Annotated in this window: 18 protein-coding genes and 2 pseudogenes; 12 read left to right on the plus strand and 8 right to left on the minus strand. The window is 59.2% G+C overall.

The genetic code is table 11. The annotated features are described in order from the left end of the window. The 4 genes from ACFFNA_RS17080 to pdxR all read right to left on the minus strand — a co-directional run bounded on the left by ACFFNA_RS17080 (nt 1) and on the right by pdxR (nt 5,649). Nucleotides 1–2,397, minus strand: a complete 2,397-nt coding sequence (locus ACFFNA_RS17080; RefSeq protein WP_378920072.1) for a thiamine pyrophosphate-binding protein — start codon at nt 2,395–2,397, stop codon at nt 1–3. A 52-nt stretch (nt 2,398–2,449) separates the two neighbouring features. Then, a complete protein-coding gene (locus ACFFNA_RS17085) occupies nt 2,450–3,400 on the minus strand; it encodes a PDR/VanB family oxidoreductase (protein WP_378920074.1) in 951 nt (316 codons plus the stop codon). Nucleotides 3,401–3,406: 6 nt separating this feature from the next. Next, nucleotides 3,407–3,898 (minus strand): MOSC domain-containing protein, encoded by a 492-nt coding sequence (locus tag ACFFNA_RS17090; protein ID WP_378920076.1) that lies wholly within the window; start codon nt 3,896–3,898, stop codon nt 3,407–3,409. Between the two features lie 266 nt (nt 3,899–4,164). Next, nucleotides 4,165–5,649, minus strand: coding sequence for a MocR-like pyridoxine biosynthesis transcription factor PdxR (pdxR, locus tag ACFFNA_RS17095; RefSeq protein WP_378920116.1), 1,485 nt, complete (start codon nt 5,647–5,649; stop codon nt 4,165–4,167). A gap of 72 nt (nt 5,650–5,721) precedes the next feature. Between pdxR and ACFFNA_RS17100 the strand changes: the two genes are divergently transcribed. The 5 genes and pseudogenes from ACFFNA_RS17100 to ACFFNA_RS17120 form a co-directional block, all read left to right on the plus strand. Next, the gene (locus ACFFNA_RS17100; RefSeq protein ID WP_378920078.1) at nt 5,722–6,957 is read left to right on the plus strand and encodes a trans-sulfuration enzyme family protein; all 1,236 of its coding nucleotides are present in this window, start codon (nt 5,722–5,724) and stop codon (nt 6,955–6,957) included. A 62-nt stretch (nt 6,958–7,019) separates the two neighbouring features. Next, the gene (locus tag ACFFNA_RS17105) at nt 7,020–7,922 is read left to right on the plus strand and encodes a dihydrodipicolinate synthase family protein (protein ID WP_378920080.1); all 903 of its coding nucleotides are present in this window, start codon (nt 7,020–7,022) and stop codon (nt 7,920–7,922) included. Between the two features lie 33 nt (nt 7,923–7,955). Then, nucleotides 7,956–8,600: an FMN-binding negative transcriptional regulator gene (locus ACFFNA_RS17110; RefSeq protein ID WP_378920082.1), complete on the plus strand. Its 645-nt coding sequence runs from the start codon at nt 7,956–7,958 to the stop codon at nt 8,598–8,600. Between the two features lie 111 nt (nt 8,601–8,711). Continuing rightward, a complete protein-coding gene (locus ACFFNA_RS17115; RefSeq protein WP_378920084.1) occupies nt 8,712–9,092 on the plus strand; it encodes a RidA family protein in 381 nt (126 codons plus the stop codon). 643 nt (nt 9,093–9,735) lie between these two features. Then, nucleotides 9,736–9,929 (plus strand): annotated as a pseudogene (locus tag ACFFNA_RS17120) (hypothetical protein); the annotation flags it as partial. Between the two features lie 81 nt (nt 9,930–10,010). On the opposite strand, the gene ACFFNA_RS17125 reads toward ACFFNA_RS17120, so the two are convergent. Together ACFFNA_RS17125 and ACFFNA_RS17130 are read right to left on the minus strand one after the other, a co-directional pair. Beyond that, nucleotides 10,011–10,241: a hypothetical protein gene (locus tag ACFFNA_RS17125; RefSeq protein ID WP_378920120.1), complete on the minus strand. Its 231-nt coding sequence runs from the start codon at nt 10,239–10,241 to the stop codon at nt 10,011–10,013. A gap of 18 nt (nt 10,242–10,259) precedes the next feature. Beyond that, entirely contained in the window at nt 10,260–11,168 is a 909-nt protein-coding gene (locus ACFFNA_RS17130; protein WP_378920086.1) for a LysR family transcriptional regulator, read from the minus strand. A gap of 242 nt (nt 11,169–11,410) precedes the next feature. Between ACFFNA_RS17130 and ACFFNA_RS17135 the strand changes: the two genes are divergently transcribed. Continuing rightward, complete coding sequence (locus tag ACFFNA_RS17135; protein WP_378920088.1) at nt 11,411–11,842, plus strand: DoxX family protein; 432 nt, start codon at nt 11,411–11,413, stop codon at nt 11,840–11,842. 82 nt (nt 11,843–11,924) lie between these two features. After that, nucleotides 11,925–13,244, plus strand: coding sequence for an alkyl sulfatase dimerization domain-containing protein (locus ACFFNA_RS17140; RefSeq protein WP_378920090.1), 1,320 nt, complete (start codon nt 11,925–11,927; stop codon nt 13,242–13,244). Between the two features lie 602 nt (nt 13,245–13,846). On the opposite strand, the gene ACFFNA_RS17145 is transcribed toward ACFFNA_RS17140, so the two are convergent. Continuing rightward, a complete protein-coding gene (locus tag ACFFNA_RS17145; RefSeq protein WP_378920092.1) occupies nt 13,847–14,455 on the minus strand; it encodes a GntR family transcriptional regulator in 609 nt (202 codons plus the stop codon). 152 nt (nt 14,456–14,607) lie between these two features. On the opposite strand from ACFFNA_RS17145, the gene ACFFNA_RS17150 reads away from it, so the two are divergent. From ACFFNA_RS17150 to ACFFNA_RS17160, 3 genes and pseudogenes are all read left to right on the plus strand, one after another. Further along, complete coding sequence (locus ACFFNA_RS17150; protein WP_378920118.1) at nt 14,608–15,402, plus strand: YggS family pyridoxal phosphate-dependent enzyme; 795 nt, start codon at nt 14,608–14,610, stop codon at nt 15,400–15,402. After that, a pseudogene (locus ACFFNA_RS17155) lies at nt 15,402–15,539 on the plus strand (pyridoxal kinase); the annotation flags it as partial. The gene ACFFNA_RS17150 and the pseudogene ACFFNA_RS17155, both read left to right, overlap by 1 nt. A 123-nt stretch (nt 15,540–15,662) precedes the next feature. Next, nucleotides 15,663–16,382, plus strand: coding sequence for a glutamine amidotransferase (locus ACFFNA_RS17160; protein WP_378920094.1), 720 nt, complete (start codon nt 15,663–15,665; stop codon nt 16,380–16,382). 153 nt (nt 16,383–16,535) lie between these two features. Here ACFFNA_RS17160 and ACFFNA_RS17165 read toward each other — a convergent pair whose 3' ends face one another. Beyond that, nucleotides 16,536–18,008, minus strand: coding sequence for an aminotransferase-like domain-containing protein (locus tag ACFFNA_RS17165; protein ID WP_378920096.1), 1,473 nt, complete (start codon nt 18,006–18,008; stop codon nt 16,536–16,538). Between the two features lie 217 nt (nt 18,009–18,225). Here ACFFNA_RS17165 and ACFFNA_RS17170 point away from each other — a divergent pair, with 217 nt between their 5' ends. After that, complete coding sequence (locus ACFFNA_RS17170; RefSeq protein ID WP_378920098.1) at nt 18,226–19,524, plus strand: transporter substrate-binding protein; 1,299 nt, start codon at nt 18,226–18,228, stop codon at nt 19,522–19,524. Between the two features lie 15 nt (nt 19,525–19,539). Further along, nucleotides 19,540–20,406, plus strand: coding sequence for a branched-chain amino acid ABC transporter permease (locus ACFFNA_RS17175; RefSeq protein WP_378920100.1), 867 nt, complete (start codon nt 19,540–19,542; stop codon nt 20,404–20,406). The last annotated feature ends 3 nt before the right edge of the window (nt 20,407–20,409 follow it).

Below are 20,409 nucleotides of genomic sequence, written 5' to 3' on the forward strand. Positions count from 1 at the left end.
TTAAGGAAGCGACTTCAGATACCGGATGGTGCGTCCCGGACTGACCGCTTGCGCTGCGTGCACAATGGCATTCGAATCCAGTCCGTGGTGGCGATAGAGGTCTGAAATCGTGCCCGTCTGGCCAAAATGCTCGACCCCAAGCGCCTTGACGCGATGCCCGTTCACGGCGCCGATCCAGGCGAGTGTCGCCGGATGGCCGTCAATGACCGTGACGATCCCGCAGTCGCGCGACAACGGTGCCAGCAGACGCTCGATGTGGCACATGGCGTCGGTCGCTCCACGCTGGCGAGCACGCTCGGCGGCCTGCCAGCCGGCGTTCAGCCTGTCCGCCGAGGTGATTGCCAGCAAACCCACATCGTGCCGGTCTTCCGCCAGCAGTCCCGTCGCGGCAATCGCTTCTGGAGCGACGACGCCCTGGTAGGCGACGATCACGCTGGCATTCGGCCCGGGTGGGCGCAGCCAGTAGGCGCCGTTCACGATATCCAGCGCCAGATCGGTGCTCATGGTGCGCCGAGGCTGCTCCACCGGCCGGGTGGAGAGGCGCAGATAGACCGATCCGCCCGTCTGATCGCGCAGCCATGTGATTTCATCAGGATCACCGTCGCCGTTGCGCTGCATGTAATCGAAGGCGAAACGCATCATCACCGCGAGTTCATCGACGAAGGCCGGCTCAAAGGCACAAAGTCCATCCTGCGCCATGCCGATCAGCGGGGTGCCGATCGACTGGTGCGCCCCGCCCTCGGGGGCCAGCGTCACACCGGATGGCGTGGCGACCAGGAGGAAGCGCGCGTCTTGGTAGCAGGCGTAGTTCAATTGATCGGCCGCGCGATAGATAAAGGGATCATACACGGTCCCGATCGGCAGCAGCCGCACGCCATTGATAGAATGCGAAAGGCCCAGCGCGCCCAGCATGATCATGAGATTGGACTCGGCGATGCCCAGTTCGAGGTGCTGGCCCTTGGGCCCGAACTCCCAACTATATGTCGAGGGAATGCGCTCGGCCTTGAATATGTCGGCCATGCTTTCACGAGCAAAGAGCCCGCGCCGGTTGACCCACGGACCGAGATTGGTCGACACGGTAACATCCGGCGAGGTGGTAACGATACGCTCGGAGAGCGGGCTATTGCTGCGCGCGATCTCGTTCAGAATCTGGCCGAAGCCCATCTGGGTCGAAACCGCTTTTTCCCCCTGCACCGGAGCGGGGAGCGCCTCGGGAACCGGAACTGCTGGCGCAGTGAACCGTCGACGGCCCTCACTGAAGAAGGGAGCTTGGGCGATGAAGGCTTCAAGCTCCGCCGCAGGCATTGTCGCGGCTGCCCATTTATTCCATTCGTCGCCGGGCCGTACGCCCATCTGCTGGCGGAAGCCGTCCATCTGGCCAGTCGTCATCTGGCCGGAGTGGTTGTCCTTGTGACCGGCCAGCGGTAGACCATAACCCTTGATCGTGTAGCAGATAAAACAGACGGGCCGGTCGTGCCGCGAGGCGGCTTCAAAGGCGTCGAGCAGGCTCGGCAGGTCGTGGCCGCCCAGATTGACCATGAGCGCTTGCAACTCGTCGTCGGAACGGCGTTCGATCAATTTTGTGACGGGCCCCTGATCGCCGATCTCGTCAAGCAAACGCTTTCGCCAGGCCGCCCCTCCCTGAAAGGTGAGCGCCGAATAGAGTTGGTTGGGGCAGCGCTCGATCCACTCACGCAGCTTCTCCCCACCGGGTTCGGCAAAGGCGGCCCGTTGCAGCGAGCCATGGCGCAGGATCACCACGTCCCAGCCGAAGTTCTTGAAGATCTGCTCGAACCGTTGCCAGAGACCTTCGCGGACGACCGCGTCGAGCGACTGACGATTGTAGTCGACGACCCACCAGCAATTCCTCAACCCATGTTTCCAGCCCTCGATTAGGGCCTCGTAGATATTGCCCTCATCCATCTCGGCGTCGCCGATCAGACTGACCATGCGCCCCTCGGGTCGCCCTTTCACCCAGCCATGGGCGGAAACATAATCCTGCACCAGGGAGGAGAAGAGCGTTTGAGCGACGCCAAGTCCCACCGACCCGGTGGAGAAATCGACGTCGTCCATATCTTTGGTCCGAGAAGGGTAGCTCTGCGCGCCCTTGTAGCCGCGGAAATTTTCCAATTTCTCTCGTGTCTGATTGCCAACCAGATACTGGATCGCGTGGAAGACCGGCGCCGCATGAGGCTTGACTGCCACCCGGTCCTGCGGGCGGAGCGCGGAACAGTAGAGTGCGGTCATGATCGTGCTGAGAGAGGCGGAGGAGGCCTGGTGGCCACCGACTTTGATCTCATCGCTCTCGCGCACATGGTTGGCATGGTGGATCGTCCAGGCTGCGAGCCAGGAGGTGCATCGCTCTATCTCATTCAGATAGTCTATTTTCGATGTCATCCGGTTCCCCGAAACTATTCGTTGCGCCGGAGCATCCGGCCAGGTGCGATCTTCACAAATCGAGCCTCAGTACGCCGGTTGCGCGTGATATGCATGGAATGAACCGATGAGCGCGGGCCTCCTTGGACAAGACGGCATCCTGATGGATTGGTTGGCCTTCCAGCATGCCGCATTCGCAGGTCCCGCAAACCCCGTTCTCGCAGGACGCCATCAGCAGCACGCCGGCGGCGCGTAGTGCCGTGAGAGCCGAGGTATCAGCCGCGACAGGAACCACGGTCCCGTCCCTGAGCTCGATTGTAAAGGGTTCCGGTGGACCGTCGTCGCGCTCAGGCGGCTGAAAGGCCTCGAAGTGCACGGTGCCGTCCGGCCAATGCGCGGCCGCCCGATCCACAGCCGCCATGAAGCCAGGTGGCCCACAATAGTAAAGCTGCGCATCGGCGGAGCGCCTCGACAGCAAGGATTCAAGGTCCTGTCTAGTCTCCGGCTCGTCGTCGAAATGTAGCCCGACATTGCTGGCATCGAGAGCCTGTTCGGTAACCGACAACAGAGGCGTGAGTGTCCGGCTGCGGGTGAAGTAATGCAACTCGTACGGCTTGCCCAACCGCTCCATGACGCGCGCCATTGCCACGATCGGGGTGATCCCGATACCTCCGGCCAGCAGCACGGCCGGGCCTTGGCCGACTTCGAGCGGAAAATGATTGCGCGGAGCAGAAACCGGCAGTGTCGATCCAACGGCCACTGTCTCGTGAATCCAGGCTGAGCCGCCGCGCCCCGCCTGCTCACGCTTCACCGCGATGGTGTAGTGGCTGAGATCCACCGGGTCGCCGCAAAGCGAATACTGGCGCACTTTCCCATCGGGCAAATGAACGTCGACGTGGGAGCCCGGTTCGAAGGGTGGCAGCAGGGATTTGCGCGGGTGCTTCACATCGATGACCAGAACGTCGCCTGGCTCCTTGCGAGCGGCGACTACAGTCAGTTTCATGATGATACGGGGCGATGCCATGCCGGTTCACTCGTCAATTGGAAGAATCGGATCACCGGGGCGGATCGAGCCGCCGACCTCGATCGCGCAGTTCAGCCCAGAGCGGTTCAAAAGCCCTTCGTAGAGACCTGGAATGCCGAGCAATTGCTCGATGTACTTACAGGGAAAATTCATCCGCGCCGCCCGCAGGATGGTCTCCCCGACCCGGAAACGTTTGCCGACGAGATGGCCGAGCGGAACCCCTCGCGTGGTCAGGTTGCGTCGGTGGTCCTCCGGTTCGAGCTTTGCCCTGAGACCCGGAATCCTGGGTTCGCCACGCGCGATAGCCTCAAGGACCTCGACTTCGATCAGCGTCACCTCGCGAACGTCTGGTTTGGGAGAATATGTCCCCGTTCCCAGATAGTACCGGTCGCCGATGATGCCGCGTCCGGCAATGAGCTGCGCCTCCGCCAATTCCTCCATTTCGTAGGATGCGGCGGGCGCTACGTGGATGTGCAATAGCCTTCCCTGCCAGATCATGTATCGCCCTCGAAAATTGTGGCTTCACCATCGAGTGAGCAGTGGAATCTCGACGAAGTAACTGCTTCGCGTTTTCCATCCGCCTTTCAGCGAAGCCACACCTCGATTCTATCAAGAACCTGCCATGAGACTGGTGTGATCAACAGCGCCAGTTGCGTTGCGTTCAGCCAGTCCAGTGCTGCTTTGTCGTGCTGGCGGCGCATGTCTCAATCATCGACCGATCTCCGGGCCGAACGATATTGCTGCCCCGGCAGCGATCGGAAAGCTCACTGTTGTAGCTGTTTTACGGCCTTCCGCAGTATCCGAACACCATTGTCGATTTGCCGTGTGCTCAAGGCCGAATAGCCCATGACCAACCCGACTCGATCGGCGCGCCTTTGGTTTTCTTGCCGATTGTAAAGCGGCGAAACCGGATGCAACCCCAAGCCTGCGAGTCGCGCGGCTGCGATCAGTGGCGCTTCCAGGGTTTGCGGAAGGTCGTTGAACCACACGACAACATGTAATCCGGCGTCGACGCCTTCGATTGCGATTCGGTTCCCGAAGTTTCGCTGCAATGCGCTCAGCAGTGTCTTGCGGCGCTCGCCGTTCAGCCTGCGCACACGGCGCACATGGCTTTCATACGAACCGCTCTCGATCAGAGAGGCCAGGGCCTCCTGCTCGGCTACAGGAGAGTGCCGGTCCACCAATTGTTTGGCCGTAGCGAAGGCCTCCCGCAGATCGAGGGGGACCACGAGATACCCGATGCGTAGCATCGGCGAGAGCGTCTTGGAAATCGTCCCGAGGTAGATGACGTTGCTGCCGCCATCCAACCGGTGCAGCGGAGGTACCGGATTGATGTCGTAACGATACTCGCTGTCATAGTCGTCCTCGATCACATAGGCGTCCTCGTGACGCGCCCACTCCAGAAGCTGATGCCGGCGCGCGATTGGCATGACACCGCCCAGGGGAAACTGATGCGAGGGCGTGACGTATGCCAGCCGTGCGTCGACTTCTGCCAGCAACGCCGTCTTCATCCCATCTGCGTCGACATCGACGGGCACGGGCGTCGCACCTGTGCTGGCAAAGACCTGACGCGCCATTCTGTAGCATGGGTCCTCTATTACGAAGCGATCGGCGGGATCGAGCAGCAGGCGCGCAGCTAGATCCAGGCCCTGCTGCGAACCATTGACGACAATGATCTGCTCAATGTTGCAGCTGACGGTTCGGGCGCGCCAGAGATAGCCCTGCAGGGCCTGGCGCAAGCGGCGTGATCCGCGAGGATCGTCATAGGCAAGCCGCGCAGGGCGTTGCGCCATCGCGGCGTTCATGGCGCGTTTCCAGATCAGTGTCGGAAAATCGGACGGCGCCAGGTCACCATATCGGAAATCAACCTTCAACGCGTTCGGCAAATAATCCGGCCAGGGTGTGCTGTTCCGCAGCCGTTCGCCATAGGCGGACAGGCGAACCGAGACGACCCGTTTCGACGACGCGCTGCTGGAGCTGGGCTCGAGCAGCGATGATGCAACGCGGGGACGTGCGCCTTGGTGGACTTCGATGAAGCCTTCCGCGGCCAGTTGCTCATAGGCAATAGTGACTGTCGTTCGCGAAACGCCAAGTTCGTTTGCAAGACCTCGGGAGGACGGCAACTGACTGCCGGTCTCGTAGACACCCCCAAGGATCTGGTCTCGAAGCGCTTCGTAGATCTGGCGCGAGCCCATGCCGTGCGAACGACCCGCTGAGCCGGAATTGGGGGACTGGACCATTTCTTTCATCGCCAACTGGACATTCCATATACGCCACTTTGAGCACATTCTGCCTGAAATCCAAGAGGACCTTCAAGGCCGATGACCCGCACCACAGATCAAACAAAAATGGATGCTGGCGGGCAGTCGTCGCACGATGCCGGTCTCGGTTTCGCCACCAGGGCGATCCATCACGGCTATGACCCAGCCTGTTTCTCCAATGCTGTTCAGACGCCGGTCTTCCTGAACTCCACCTACGGCTTCGAGAGTGTGGCGGCGAACGAGGCGGCCGCAGCACTTGGCGGCAGGCTTTACGCTCGCGAATACAATCCGACGACGGAAATTCTCGAGACAAGGCTCGCCAATCTGGAAGGGGCCCAGGCGGGCCTGGTCGTGGCCTCCGGGATGGCGGCTTTTAGCGCGTTGACCCTGTCGCTCCTGTCGCAAGGCGATGAGCTTGTCGTCCATAAGACCCTCTATGCAAACACGCTTGCCATGGTCGAGCAGGCGTTCCCCCGGTTCGGCATCAAGGTTGTTGCGGTCGATCTGGCTGATCCCGGCAGCCTGGATCAAGCAATCACTGCCAAGACCCGTCTTGTCTTCTTTGAGACCCCGGTGAACCCGCTGAGCCGCATCCTCGACATCGGGGCAATCGCCGAGCGCGCCCATGCGCATGGTGTGAAGGTCGCGGTCGACAGCACCTTCGCCTCGCCCGCGCTCCAACGACCGCTTGAGCACGGAGCCGACATCGTCCTCCACTCACTGACCAAGTACATCAACGGTCATGGGGATGCCCTCGGCGGCGCGATTCTCGGCGATGCGGAGACACTCCACACGCTGCACGAAACTGGCCTGCGCTACATCACGGGTGCGGCGCTGTCGCCAATGTCGGCGTTCCTGATCCTGCGTGGCCTGAAGACGCTCACGCTCAGAATGGAGCGGCACAGCGCTACCGCGCTTGCGATCGCGCAGGCGCTTCAGGCGCATCCCGCCGTGTCCTGGGTGAGCTACCCCTTTCTCGACTCGCATCCTGATCAGGCAATTGCTCGAAGGCAAATGTCACAAGGATCAGGTATGTTGGCTTTCGGTCTCCATGCCGGGTTCGAAGGCGCGCGCCGGATGATGGATCGGCTTGGGCTGGTCACCCGGGCTGTCAGTCTCGGTGATGCCGACAGCCTCATCTACCATCCGGCCAGCCTGACACGTGCTCGCAAGAGTATACGCAAGGACGCGCATCTTGCCGATGGCGTTGGAGAGGACCTCATGCGTCTTTCGGTCGGCCTGGAAGATGCCGACGACTTGATTGCCGATCTGAGGCAGGCGCTGGACGTGCTCTGATGAGCCCAGTTCCGCATCGATTTCAACACTGACACGGTCATGCAGAAATCTGGAGCAATGCAATGGCAATCCTGAGCGGGCTTTCCGCTTTCCCTATCACGCCAACTCACCGTGACGGTCGTGTCGATGCCATGGCGCTGCGCAGGTTGGTTGCCAGGCTTTGCGCAGCGCAAGTCGATTCCATCGGCCTGCTCGGCAGCACCGGCAGCTACATGTACCTGACGCGCGAGGAACGACGTCGGGCCATCACCGAGACGCTCGGCGAAACCGGAGGGCAAACGCCTGTCGTTGTCGGCGTGGGCGCGCTGCGCACCGATGAGGCAGTGAAGTTCGCTCAGGACGCCAAGGCTATCGGCGCTACAGCGGGATTGCTCGCGGCTGTCACTTACGCGCCGCTGACCGACGACGAGGTGTTCGAACATTTCTCGACCGTGGCGCGCGAAAGCGGGCTGCCGATTGTCATTTACGACAACCCAGGCACCACGCACTTCCACTTCACCCGGGCACTTGTCGGTCGTCTCGCGGAGGTGCCGGGGATCGTCGCGATCAAGAATCCAACCGATGGCACCGACACGATCAACAGTCATCTGGCTGAGCAGAGGCGCATCTTTCCGGAAGAATTCTCGATCGGCTACAGTGGCGACCGGAACTGCTGCGAAGCAATGATCGCCGGAGCCGACACATGGTACAGCGTCCTCGGTGGCATCTTGCCGGAACCCTGTCTGAAAATCGTCAGGGCGGCGCAGCGCGGGGACGCCGAGGAAGCACGCAGACTGGACCGCAAACTGATGCCTCTGTGGGACCTCTTCAAGAAATTCTCCAGCTTTCGCGTCGTCTATGCGCTCGCCGAATTGCTGGACATTTGTTCCACCGAACCTCCACGCCCGATCCTGCCGGTCTCTGCTGCTGCAAAGCGCGAGATCGCCGAGGTTTTGCAAAATCTGCCCTCAGGCTCCGGCTGGTGAACCTGTGAGGCTTGATCAACGAAAGGATCAGTCATGTATGTCCCTCCGCATTTCAATGAGCCAAACCGAGACGTTCTTTACGACATGATCGAGAACAATGTGCTTGGTGTTTTGATCACCCACGGAGCAAGCGGCCTCGACGCCAATCACATCCCTTTCGAACTTGACCGATCGCAGGGAGAATACGGGACCCTTCGTTGCCATGTCGCTCGTAACAATCCGGTCTGGCAGGATGTGGCGACAGGCGATGACGTGCTCGTGGTGTTCCGCGCGGCGGACGCATACATCTCGCCACAGTGGTATCCGAGCAAGCAGGAGTTCCACAAGCAGGTTCCGACTTGGAACTACCTGGTGGCGCATGCGCACGGACGGATCACGATCCACGATGACGAGCGTTACGTCCGTCGCAATGTCGCCAAGCTGACCCATAGACACGAGGGGAGGCAGCCTGTCCCATGGAAGATGGGTGATGCGCCCCGGGAATTCATCGATGCGATGGTCAAGGCGATCGTTGGGCTGGAGATCGAAGTGACCCGCCTTGTCGGCAAGGTCAAGCTCAGCCAGAACAAGGAACTCCGCGACATCCGAAACGCTGGCGAAATTCTGAACGCCCAAGGCGACCACCAGATCGGTGAGGCGATGCTTGCCGCCGCCGCCCGAAAGTCGGAACAAGGCTGACGGCCACTCCCAGTTCACAACGAATATTGACGAGGCATACCAATGCTAAACCCGGTCGACGCCGACGGGACACTGAAACTCGCAACCCAACCTCCGCAAAGGTGACGCGCCATGCCTCGCAAAGCTTACAACATCAACAGTGCCGCCACTGTCGGCCCGTATTCCCATGCTGTTGAAGCCAACGGTTTCATCCATCTTTCCGGGCAGACGCCGCTTGACACTACAACTGGAAAATTGATCGAAGGTGATATTAGCGCGCAGACCGCCCAGTGTTTCGGTAATCTATTTGCTGTGCTGGCTGAAACCGGACTCACTGCTGATGATGTCGTTACATGCTCGGTCTATTTGACCGACATGAAGGATTTCCCGGCGATGAATGCAGTCTACGAACGCCAATTCTCGAAGCCTTTTCCGGCTCGGACAACCATCGGAGTGGCTTCCCTTCCACTTGGAGCCAAGGTCGAAATCGGCTTGATTGCTGCCCGCCGCTAAGAGCACGGCCCGGCTGTCGTTGGCAGGTCGTAGCCAGCCTGCGATCGTCATTGCACGCGAAGTGGTGACTCATTCCTCTTCAGACCGAGGACCTCGGGTTCCAGCCGGATTTTATTACCGCACACCGGCAGGGGAGATGGCCCAAGTTGATTTGGGGCGAAGGTGATCGGAAATCGGCCGATCATCTTCTTCGGCTCATTGCCGCGGGGCAGGCCGCTGTCGTCGACGATCCAGCGGCCCCTACGGCCGCGAGCTCGACAAGCAGCAAAATCGAATCGAACGCGTCTTCAGCAGGCGCGAAACCGAAAAAGCCTGCCATCAATTGCTGAACGCCTCAGCGCTTGCTCCGTTTCTGCCGATGCTGGTCGGGTCAGAGCTATCCATCTGCAGTCAGAATGCGCGTCGGAGCGCTTCCACGTGCCAATGGCGATGAGGCGCTGCGTCCCCCCAGAGTTTTTCGGATGGGTTGGAACCGGTTCCGCAGACAGCGCGAACCGGGAAGGGCGCAGCGCGGCCGGGAGGAGAGGGGGGAGGAACGTTTGCAGCGGGTTTAGAGGTTCGCAGAGAGGCTCCGGCCGGCCCGCCACGGAGAAACGACATGCCAAAGGCCGTTCAGAAGATCACCCTCGACCGATCGTAGGACATTTTCTTCGACAAGCTCGAACTCTCGCAGAAGAACGTTCGCAACATCAAGGCGGGCGTCTCGATTGAGGATCTCGCCAACCACATCGCCCGTCGGGGACTTCTCATGAGCCTGAATGCAGGCCGATCCTTGGCGAGAACGCCCGGCAGCGAGGAACCACCGATGCGACGAGCCACATCAAGCGTCTGTTGGCGCCGTTGTCGCGGGACTGCGGGATCATCTCGGTGATTGACTTGCAACACTCGCCTGGATCGGTGGCGTCTATGAGCACCGCGTCAAAGGCGTTGGGGGTTGAGCATTTCGGGCAGACGGGGACGATCGCGGACCTGTACCGGCATCATGGATTTGATACCAATGCGATCATCCATGCAGCTCAAGCTGTCAGCATAGGGCGCGATATTCGCTATTTGAGAGGGCTTCCTTAGAGCAGGAAAACCACTCGCCGGATCGCCGCATTTTCCAAAAACATGGCGATCCGGCCAGTACACATCCTTGCCCTGTTGCAAACAGCCTATCGCCGTTGCTCAAGGTTTACTGGCCAACTCCCATTGAGCGACACATTCCTTCACCAGCCACTGTCCGGCTGGACCGAGCGCCTTTTCCTTCCTGTAGGCAATGACCAGTGGGAACGATGGCATCCAATCCGACCCTTCCCAACTTTCCGGTTTCAGTTCGACGAGGCGCCCGGTCGAAAGGTCTTTCTCCACGCGCGAGCGAGGCATTGAACCCCAGCCGACACCCGCAAGAATGAGGTCGTATTTGGTCTGGAGATCGTTGACGCGCCATCGGTTGGCGGCAAGCACACCATAGTCCCGCCCACTGTCCATATGGGGAGCGGGGCTGATAACCAATTGGGTATGGTCCCGCAGTCGTGCAGCGCTGAATGGTCCTTCGATCCGGCCGAGCGCATGCCTGGGGGCTGCGACCGGTACGAGATCGATCCGTCCGCACACGCGGCGCTCGAACTCCTCCGGCTGACGTTCGGCAAGCAGTGCGAGATCGACCGTTCCATCACGCAGCGCTTTCGCCGCGGCATCGAAGGTTTCGGTCAGAAGACGGATTTCGACAAAGGGAAACTCCGCATTGAATGCACTTAGGACGCGGCTTAAGAGATCCGGCGGCGTGTAGCTTACGACAGCCAGAGTAAGTTCTGCCTCCAGCCCCTTTGAAATCCCCTGGGCCTGGTACCGCCAGTCCGCAACGTCGTCAAGGATGCGTCGCGCCCGCGGCAGCAGCGCCTTTCCCGCCTCGGTAGGCATCGGACGATAGGCGGAGCGGTCGAAGAGGGGGAGCCCGCTCTGCTCCTCGAGTTTCTGAATGGTGTAGGTGATCGCCGATTGAGCTCTGTTCATACGCCGCGCAGCCGCAGCAAAACTGCCTTCCTCAACCGTAGTGACGAATACCAGAAACTGGTCAAGGGTCAGCGCATCCATAGCAATTCCAAGCGATTGAGCGGTTCCGCGACGCGCGACATCAGCTCCAAACGACGACAACAATAGCAGTTTTCTTGAACGAGATAAGCGAAATTATATCACTTTCTTTGGTCATCTCCGTTTGTAAGATCAACAGCAAGCCCACCTGATCGATGGCATGCCGCTTCCTGCCGGGCATCCGAAGGGGCTCTGGCTGCGCATACCTACGGGTGCTTGTTCACGACCTCTTCCGGAGACATCAGATGTCACACAGCTCAACTCTTCTTTCAGCACCACCGGCCGCAAAATCTCTGCAGATCGGGCTTTGGATCGCTCAAGTGCTTATTTTTATCGCCTTTACCGTATTCGGCTACATGAAGTTCTTCATGCCGATCGATCAGTTGGCGGCTATGTGGGTCTGGCCCGGAGACGTCCCGCCCTGGTTCCTGCGGCTGATGGGTCTCATCGATATTGCGGGCGGCATCGGCATTCTCCTGCCTGGCCTCACCCGCGTCCTGCCCCGACTGACGGTTCTGGCCGCACTGGGGTGCGTACTGCTGCAGATCGCGGCCGTCATTTTCCATACCTCACGCGGCGAACTGTCGGCCTTGCCGCTGAACGCCATCCTGCTCCCCATCTGCCTGTTCATTCTATGGGGACGCGGAAAAAGGGCTCCCATCGCGCCGCGCGGATAGACGACGACAGCCGGGCGGGCACTGTGGTCCGGCCGGGCAAGATGCTAGTTTCGTCCACACTTAGGGCAGGAGTATTCACGGCATGATGTCAGTCCTCGGCATGTCACCCTCGGCGCTTGCGGTTAATGATTTTTCCGGGCGCGACAAGTTGACGGCCCATTCGGATGAGTTTCGGAAGCGCGTCGTCGAAGTCATCGACGGGGTCTATGCGGCTATCGGATATTCGGCTAGCAACGTTACCCTGATCAAAGGCGACGGCGGCTCCATCATCGTTGACACGTCCGCCAACGCCGTCGACGCAAAGGCAATCATGGATGCGTTCGGTGACCGACTGAACCATCCAGTGAAGGCCATTATTTATACTCATAACCACCCCGACCATACGGGTGGGGCGACGGTGTTCGCAGGCAACGATGAGCCTGAAATCTATAGCCACAAGCTTCTTATGACAGCGAAGCCTGATACAGGTCGCGGCCGACGCGATGGGGGAGACGCCTTCGGTACTCTCTTGCCCGACGAGGACTTCATCAACGCAGGCACGCAGTTGGAGTACGGCCGGGTAACGCCTCATACGCGCGAGGGCTTCATCCCCCCGACCAAGACGTTTGACGGCGATGAAGAAGACCTGACGATTGCGGGCGTGCCGCTCAAGTTGATCTTCACGCCGGGCGAAGCTGACGAGAACATCTCGGTCTGGCTACCTGATCGCAAGGTGCTCATCGCTGGTGATGTCTTCTTGAAGACCTTCCCCAACATCGCTCCGCTGCGGGGCTTGCCAACTCGCCCGGTGGAGAAGTGGATTTCGAGCCTGAACAAGCTGATCGCCCTTAATCCGGATTTCGTGGTTCCCGGACATATGGGCACTATCCAGAATGCCGCTGAAGCGAAAGACGCACTTATGGCTTCTCGCGACAGCATCAAATTCGTCTATGACAGGACGATGGAGGGCATTGCCAAAGGGAAGACACCCGACGAGCTGGTCCAGGAAATTAAACTGCCGGAAAAGCTCGCGAAGCATCCTTATCTGCAAGAATTCTACGGTACTGTCGCATGGTCGGTGCGCGGTATCTACTCTCAGAATGCGGGCTGGTTTGACGGTAACCCAACCAAAATCTTTCCGATGACCGATAAGGAGCGGGCGGAAAAGCTGGTCGCTATGATCGGTGGTCGAGAGAAAATGTTGGAGAGTGCGGAAGCAGCGCTTGAGGTCGAAGAGTTCCAGTGGGCCGCAGAACAGGCTGATTACCTGCTCGCGCTCGATCCGAACGATAGTCTGGCGACCGAGGTAAAGGTACGGGTCCTCCGAGAGTTGGGTGAGCGCCAGATGAATGCGACGGCCCGAAACTACTATCTCACCGTGGCCAACAGCTTGAAAGAGTCCCAAAAGCGCAAAGCCAGGTAAGCAAGTGCCGCGGTAATCGATCAGACGCGTATCAGGTTCACGGCTTGGTTGAGCAAGTAGATGCCACGCTCGATCCGTCGGGTGTCTAACGCAGCGTAGCCCATGACCAGACCGACGCGGTCGGGCCGACAGGCAGGCAGTGTGAGATCGTAGAGCGATGAAACCGCGTAGACTCCAACACCCAGGGCGAGCGCTCCCTCGACCAATTCCATTTCCACGCGAGCCGGCAAGTCACGGAACCACACCACGATGTGCAGGCCCGCGTCAGCACCCTCTACTGCAATCCTCGACGACGTAGGCGTCAACGGTTTGCGCCCACTCAAGCAATTGGCGCCGTCGTGAGATCGGCATCACGCTGCCTAAATGGGAATTGATGGGACGGTGTGACATAGGCCAAGTGCGCTCGAATCCGCTCAGCAAGCCAGTGTCCAAGCCATCCTTATCGACCGACATCGAGATGGGTGCGGCGCTGGTCCCGGCAAAGATCTGGCGCGCCATGGCGTAGCACGGATTTTCCACAACGAATCGACCGTCGGCATCGAGCAGTAGCCTTGCGCAGAGGTCCAACCCTTGTTGAGAGCCATTGACGATGATGATCTGCTCTAGATCGCATCGCAGGGTCCGAGCGCGCCAGAGATAGCCCTGCAGAGCAACGCGCAGTCGCCGCGACCCCTGGGGTCGTCATAAGCCAACCGAGCAGGCTGTTGCATGATCGCAGCGACGATCGCGCGTTTCCATGCCAAAACCGGAAAGTCTGACGGCGCGAGATCGCCATAACGGAACTGGATGGCGGCGTGCAGCGACGTCTCTTCCAACCGGATCCGAAAGGTTCTCAGTCTTTCGCCATAAGCAGACAAGCGCACAATCGCCCGAGGTCTGGCGGGACCGGGCCTATGATCTCGGTTGATTACGGCTGCGACCACCCGCGGCCAAGTCCCTTGGCGCATATCGATAAAGCCTTCGGCCGCCAATTGCTCATAGGCAGCTGTGACAGTTGTGCGAGACACCTTCAGTTCGGCCGCGAGGCCTCGAGACGAAGGCAGGGGCCCGTCTAGCCCATAAACGCCATCGACGATTTGAGCCTTTAGCGTTTGGTAGATCTGTTTCGCTCCCATTCCCTGCGAGCGGCCTCTCATGGGTAATCTCAACTGGCTCATGACAAAATTTGAAAACTGGACGTTCTTAGTAGGCCAGCTAACTGCTATTTCCATCGAAGCCAAGAGACTGCGGTAGCCGTAGTCGGCAAAACGAGAGCTCTTCTGTGAACCGCCACACCGGTCGCGAACGCTCTGTTCTTGGATGGGTTGTTTTTATGAAGATGGCGGCCGCTCTGTTGGCTGCGTCTGGAGACGGGATGTTGACAATGACGGCTGGCGCGCTGAGCAGTGCGGCACTTTCGCAAGAAGATTTGGAACGGTTTGGCCCAGACCCGGCGCAACGATTCAGCGCCAACCTCGCAGCTGTCGAAATGCGCATTGCCAAGGCTTGCGACAACGCTGGGCGGGATCGAGCATCGGTACGTCTGCTGCCTATTACCAAGACGGTCCCTGCGCATATCCTGCGGTTTGCCTTCACCGCAGGCATCCGCTCATTCGGCGAGAACAAGATCCAGGAGACGACGTCCAAGCAGGAGGCTCTTCGCGACCTCGCGATCGACTGGAGCATTGTCGGGCATCTCCAGACCAACAAGGTCAAATATCTCGCTCGCTTCGCTAGGGAATTCCACGCACTCGACAGCCTCCGGCTCGCCGATCTTCTCAATGAGCGACTTGCGCGAGAGGAACGTTGTCTCGACGTTTATGTCCAGGTCAACACGTCCGGCGAGGCGAGCAAATACGGCCTCCATCCAGAAGCTCTGCTGCCTTTTGTCGATATGCTCGACAGATTTCCGCGTCTGAAGCCTCGCGGACTCATGACGCTCGCCTTGTTCAGTTCTGACATGAACAAGGTTCGTCCGTGTTTTCGCCTGTTGCGCCAGCTTCGCGACCGGGCCGTCAGGCGCAATCCGGCACTTACTGAATTGTCGATGGGAATGTCTGGTGATTTCGAAGAAGCAATTGAGGAGGGTGCCCATGTCGTGCGAGTCGGCCAGGCTATCTTCGGTAGCCGCCCGACGCCCGACGAGCATTACTGGCCAGGCTTTGCGGACACAAATTGATGGACGTGATTTCTATTCAGAGCCAGGTCGTACGCGCCCGTGTTGGCGAAAGCGCTGCCGTGTTCCCCATGCAGGCAAAAGGGCTGACCGTTGCCGCCGTGCCGACTGCCTTACCGTCCAACCATCCCCTCCGACCATGAATGGGCGTGTGCCCGAGCCGCCACGCCCAACCCTGCCGCCGTCCGACACAGCGCGGCGGCACATCGCCGAAACTTTTGAACCCCTGCCGGCGGAACTCAAGCAATGAAGGAAACATCGCGATGAAGAAATCCGCTGTCGCAATCCGGCACATACATTTCGAAACGCTAGGCACCTTCGAGCGGGAATTGTCTATCGCCGGTTATGCGCTGAACTATGTCGATGTTGGCAAAACCAACATCAGCATGGTCGATCCCCTCAAAGCTGATCTTCTCGTCGTTCTTGGCGGACCGATCGGTGTCTATGAAACCGATGCCTATCCATTCCTTAAAACGGAACTGGCGCTTGTCAGAGACAGACTCGATGCGGGTCTGCCAGTACTCGGTATCTGCCTAGGGGCGCAGCTGATTGCGGCAGCCCTAGGCGCCAAGGTTGCTCCGAGCGGTATCAAGGAGATTGGCTTTGCTCCGGTGAACTTGACAGAGGCAGGCAGATTCGGCCCGCTACGCCACCTATCTGGTGTGCCGGTACTCCATTGGCACGGAGACGCATTCGAGTTGCCGGAAGGAGCGACGCTGCTGGCCACCACAAGCGCCGCTAATCAGGCATTCTCCATGGGTGCCAATGTGTTGGCACTCCAATTCCATGCCGAGGCGGACACAGGTAATGACCTTGAGCCTTGGCTCATCGGGCATGCTGCCGAGCTTGCTGGCGCTGGGCTTGATCCGAGGCATATTCGCGATCACGCTCGCACCCATGGCGTTGCTCTTCGGAAGGCAGGCCGTGCTGCCTTCGCCGAATGGCTGGAGCAGATCAAGCATGGGGCAGAGCAGGCCGGCTAGAACAACTTCGGCGATTGGATGCGCTGGTATCCTTCAGACGCGGTCTCTACAAAAACGGTGGCCCAGTCGATTTGACAACATCACAAGCACAATCGAGGCCAAGGCCTCGCCCGCCTTCCAAAGTGCGCCGCTATCATAATGGCTACAGCGCAGTTACCGTTTCACGCTCTTGTAGGCCCGATGAAGCCGTTGGACTGCTTCGGTTAATTCGCCTTCGTTCATGCTGGCGTAGCCCAATCTCAGTGCATATGGCGCCTCGCCGTCCGAGGAAAAATTGTCGCTCGGTAGGATCTTCAAGCGCTCCCTATAGGCAGCCGCGACCAGTTCATCCAGGGCGAGCGGGGTTTTAAACTGCACCCAGAATGCCAAGCCTCCCGCTGGGATCGTAAAGCTCATCTCTTGAGCAAATACCGTCGTCAACACGGTGGCGAAATGGTCCCTGCGAGCCTTGTATATGCCATGCACCTTGCGGGCATAGCTGCTGATATGTTCGCTCATCAGTTCGGCCACGGCTGTTTCCATCGTCTGGCTGCCCTGGCGATCGATCAGCATGATTTCATTGGCAACGTCGTCGACGAAACCGGGACTCGAGACCAGATAGCCAATCCTCAGGCTCGGGCTGATCAACTTGGAAAGCGATCCGACATAGACCGTGCGGTCCAGCGAGGCACTCGCCAAGGGCAGCAGCGGTTGATGGTCGAAATGGAACTCGTGGTCATAGTCGTCCTCGACCACCACGATACCCTTGCGCTTCGAGAGTTCCAGAAGCCGCAGGCGGCGTTCTGGCCGCATCGATACCGTGGTCGGAAATTGGTGATGAGGTGTCAGATAGATCACTTTGACGGGAAATTCGTCACAGGCCCGCTCCAAATCATCGAGCTCGATGCCACCATCGTCCAACGCGACACTGACGATGCTGGCTCCCGTGCGGGCAAAGGCCGTGCGAGCCGGAGGATAGGTCAGTTTCTCGACCGCAACATAGTCGCCAGGCCGAACAAGCAGTACCGAACAGAGGTAGAGTGCCATCTGGCTACCGCGCGTCAGGCAGATGTTGGACGCGGTGGTCGCCAGGCCTCGCTCCGAATTCAACATCGTCGAAATCGCCTGTCGGAGGGCGAACGCGCCGCGCGGGTCACCGTAACCCAGCTCGCTGCGGCGAGCCGTTCGGACAAGAGCCCTCCTGTAAGTCCTAGCAATGATCTCAACCGGCGCGAGTCGTGGATCCGGCGTTCCGTCGTCGAATATGAGGTAGTTCTCAGAGCGCTCGGCCCAAGGGATCACTTGGGGCGCTTTCTTCCAGGAGAAGCCATCTCCACCCAATACACCGAGGCTCGGCGCCGCTCTGCTCGTCCATCGGGGCAGACTGGGAAGGTCGGGGGAGACGAAAGTGCCTCGCGTCGAATCCGATGTTGCCCAGCCCTGCGCGACCAGTTCGTCGTAGGCGGCAATTATTGTCTTGCGGCTGACGGCCAACTGCTCACTCAACGTCCTGGTGCCGGGTAGGGCGGTTCCGGCACCAATGCGACCTCTTCGGATCTCTTCGATGAAAGAATGCACGATCTGGAGATAAAGCGGCGTCTGCGATTGAGGGCGAAGCTGGATCTGTAGGGACCAAGGACGCAGCATTGGACTCCTCAACTTTCCCAAACTGGATGTTCTCGATAACCAGGTCGCTGTCATAATCCATAAAATCAGCGGTTCCAAGTAAAAAACTTAGATAACCGCGCGGGAACAGGTGTTGCTTCTTGAGGAGGAAGCAAGCCTAGGATTTGTTGTCCAGCAATAGCAAAAAACGTAAAGAACATGCGGCAAACAGCAACGCCAAAAGTGGAGGAAATATACTATGGGAGAATTAAATTCGAGCGGTAACGATTGCGGGAGCCATCTCGATTCTGCGCGACCCACCCGCCGATCCATTCTCAAGGGCGTAGCCCTTACTGCCGGCGCCATTTTACTGTCGAAGCCGGGCATATTGCGAGCGGCCGAACAGGAGGAGATACAGGTCGCCTCCATGTTCGACCTTACAGGAAATTTGAACATATATGGCGTTCAGCAGATGAACGTCTCGAAGTATGCGATCGATGCCATCAACCAGAACGGAGGCGTACTGGGCAAGAAACTGGTGCTCAACGCCTTCGATACGCAGTCCAAGATCGAGCTGTATTCTCGCTACGCACAGGAGATCGGCACGAACGAGAAGGTTGCCGCTGTGGTCGGCTGCTTCACCGGCGCATCGCGCGAGGCGGCAAGGCCCGTCCTCAGCCGCTTCAAGAAGCTACTCTTCTTCCCTACTATCGATGAAGGCGGTGAATGCGACCGCTACACCTTCATGCAGGGCACCGATTGCGTGCAGCAGGAAGGGCCGCTCATTGAGTGGGCCGCGAAGAACGCGGGCAAGACGCTCTATGTCGTGGCTGCTGACTATGTCTACGGTCACGTCGCGAATGCCTGGACCAAGGCCCTGGCCGAAAAGGCCGGCATCGAAATTTCCGGTGTCGAGTTCATCCCGCTCGAGGTCTCCGACTTCAGCTCGACGATCCGCAAGATTCAATCGGCAAAGCCTGCGGCCATCATGTCCAACCTGGTCGGAAGCAATCACATTGCTTTCTACAGGCAGTTCGCAGCGGCGGGTCTCAATGGCAGCATTCCGATCGTCTCCCCGGTCTTCGGTCTTGGCAACGAGCAGGAAATTCTGTCGGCGGAGGAGTCCAAGGGCATTGTCGTTGCCTACTCATATTTCGAAGCGCTGGAATCGCCCGAAAACAAGATCTTCCTCGACGGCTTCCGAAAGCAATACCCGTCCTCGGGGGTAGTCGCCGACACACCCGCGCAGGTCTGGATCGCTTGGCATCAGTGGAAACAAGCGGTCGAGAAGGCCGGCACAACAGACATCATGCCTGTGGTCGAGGCATTGGAGTCGGGGCAAGCATACACCGGACCCGCAGGCCCGGTTGTCGTTGACGCGCCCTCGCATCGCAATATTCAGGACGTTCATTTGGCGCGCGTCAATGCCGACCAGAAATTCGAGATCATCGAGAAGTTCCAGCAGATGAAGCCAACGCGACAGGTCGTCGGCGCCGAGGCCTGCGATCTCACAGGCACCGACAAAGGTGCCCACCGTATGATCGAACCGAAATTCTGACACGGGGATTTACCCATGGACGCTTTTTTGGTCATCGCGCTTTCGGCCGCGACAAGCATATCCACCCTCCTGATCGCCTCGATAGGTCTCGCGGTGATCTTCGGCCTGATGCGCATTATCAACATGGCCCATGGCGAGTTTCTCATGATCGGAGCATTCGCAACGATCTACCTTGTTCGATCCTTCGGTTTTCCGGTTCTGGTCGCGGCGCTTGGAGGCGCCGCGGCCTCTGCCTTGCTAGGGCTTGTCGTCGAGATCGTGCTCATCCGTCCGCTCTATGGCCGGCGCTTGGTTGACACCCTACTCGTGACTTTCGGCCTGAGCCTTGTTCTGTTCCAACTGGCAGTCGATATCTTTGGCACTACGTCGCCCGGCATCTCGACGCCGTTCGGCGCTATCCAGATTGGGCAGTATTCGGTCTCGACATATTCGTTGCTGCTCATACCGATCGCCGGAGTCCTTGTTGGCGTGGTCTTCTTTGTCTTTACCCGGACGAAATATGGCTTACTGGCACGCGCGGCAGCTCAGAATCCGGAAATGGCGAGCGCCCTGGGAGTCGACGCCAAAAAGATCAACGTGCTTACTTTCATGCTCGGCTCGGCGCTGGCCGGCCTCGGTGGCGGTCTGCTTGCGCCCATCGTGGCTGTGAGCCCGGGCATGGGCCAGGCCTATATCGGCCAGGCATTCATGACGGTGATCACCGGAGGACAGGCGTTTCTGGTGGGTACCTTGGCATCGGCAATCGCCCTCGGCGGAATACAAAACATTGTCGCCCAACTCGTCACGACGTTCTGGGGGCTTGCTGCACTATTCCTGACCTCAATCGTCATTCTTCGCTTTATGCCGGAAGGTCTCTCCGCCCACTGGAAGCGTCAACTCTGAGGA

The sequence above is a fragment of the Mesorhizobium kowhaii genome (assembly GCF_042431665.1).
GTDB lineage: Bacteria > Pseudomonadota > Alphaproteobacteria > Rhizobiales > Rhizobiaceae > Mesorhizobium > Mesorhizobium kowhaii.

Excerpts from the sequence above, each read along its gene's own strand:
- ACFFNA_RS17160 (WP_378920094.1), top strand. The coding sequence starts at position 15,663 with ATGAAGAAATCCGCTGTCGCAATCCGGCACATACATTTCGAAACGCTA.
- ACFFNA_RS17110 (WP_378920082.1), top strand. The coding sequence starts at position 7,956 with ATGTATGTCCCTCCGCATTTCAATGAGCCAAACCGAGACGTTCTTTAC.
- ACFFNA_RS17140 (WP_378920090.1), top strand. The coding sequence starts at position 11,925 with ATGATGTCAGTCCTCGGCATGTCACCCTCGGCGCTTGCGGTTAATGAT.
- ACFFNA_RS17170 (WP_378920098.1), top strand. The coding sequence starts at position 18,226 with ATGGGAGAATTAAATTCGAGCGGTAACGATTGCGGGAGCCATCTCGAT.
- ACFFNA_RS17150 (WP_378920118.1), top strand. The coding sequence starts at position 14,608 with ATGACGGCTGGCGCGCTGAGCAGTGCGGCACTTTCGCAAGAAGATTTG.
- ACFFNA_RS17130 (WP_378920086.1), bottom strand. The coding sequence starts at position 11,168 with ATGGATGCGCTGACCCTTGACCAGTTTCTGGTATTCGTCACTACGGTT.
- ACFFNA_RS17165 (WP_378920096.1), bottom strand. The coding sequence starts at position 18,008 with ATGCTGCGTCCTTGGTCCCTACAGATCCAGCTTCGCCCTCAATCGCAG.
- ACFFNA_RS17090 (WP_378920076.1), bottom strand. The coding sequence starts at position 3,898 with ATGATCTGGCAGGGAAGGCTATTGCACATCCACGTAGCGCCCGCCGCA.
- ACFFNA_RS17145 (WP_378920092.1), bottom strand. The coding sequence starts at position 14,455 with ATGGAAATAGCAGTTAGCTGGCCTACTAAGAACGTCCAGTTTTCAAAT.
- ACFFNA_RS17115 (WP_378920084.1), top strand. The coding sequence starts at position 8,712 with ATGCCTCGCAAAGCTTACAACATCAACAGTGCCGCCACTGTCGGCCCG.
- ACFFNA_RS17105 (WP_378920080.1), top strand. The coding sequence starts at position 7,020 with ATGGCAATCCTGAGCGGGCTTTCCGCTTTCCCTATCACGCCAACTCAC.
- ACFFNA_RS17135 (WP_378920088.1), top strand. The coding sequence starts at position 11,411 with ATGTCACACAGCTCAACTCTTCTTTCAGCACCACCGGCCGCAAAATCT.
- ACFFNA_RS17080 (WP_378920072.1), bottom strand. The coding sequence starts at position 2,397 with ATGACATCGAAAATAGACTATCTGAATGAGATAGAGCGATGCACCTCC.
- ACFFNA_RS17100 (WP_378920078.1), top strand. The coding sequence starts at position 5,722 with ATGACCCGCACCACAGATCAAACAAAAATGGATGCTGGCGGGCAGTCG.
- ACFFNA_RS17175 (WP_378920100.1), top strand. The coding sequence starts at position 19,540 with ATGGACGCTTTTTTGGTCATCGCGCTTTCGGCCGCGACAAGCATATCC.
- ACFFNA_RS17085 (WP_378920074.1), bottom strand. The coding sequence starts at position 3,400 with ATGGCATCGCCCCGTATCATCATGAAACTGACTGTAGTCGCCGCTCGC.
- pdxR (WP_378920116.1), bottom strand. The coding sequence starts at position 5,649 with ATGAAAGAAATGGTCCAGTCCCCCAATTCCGGCTCAGCGGGTCGTTCG.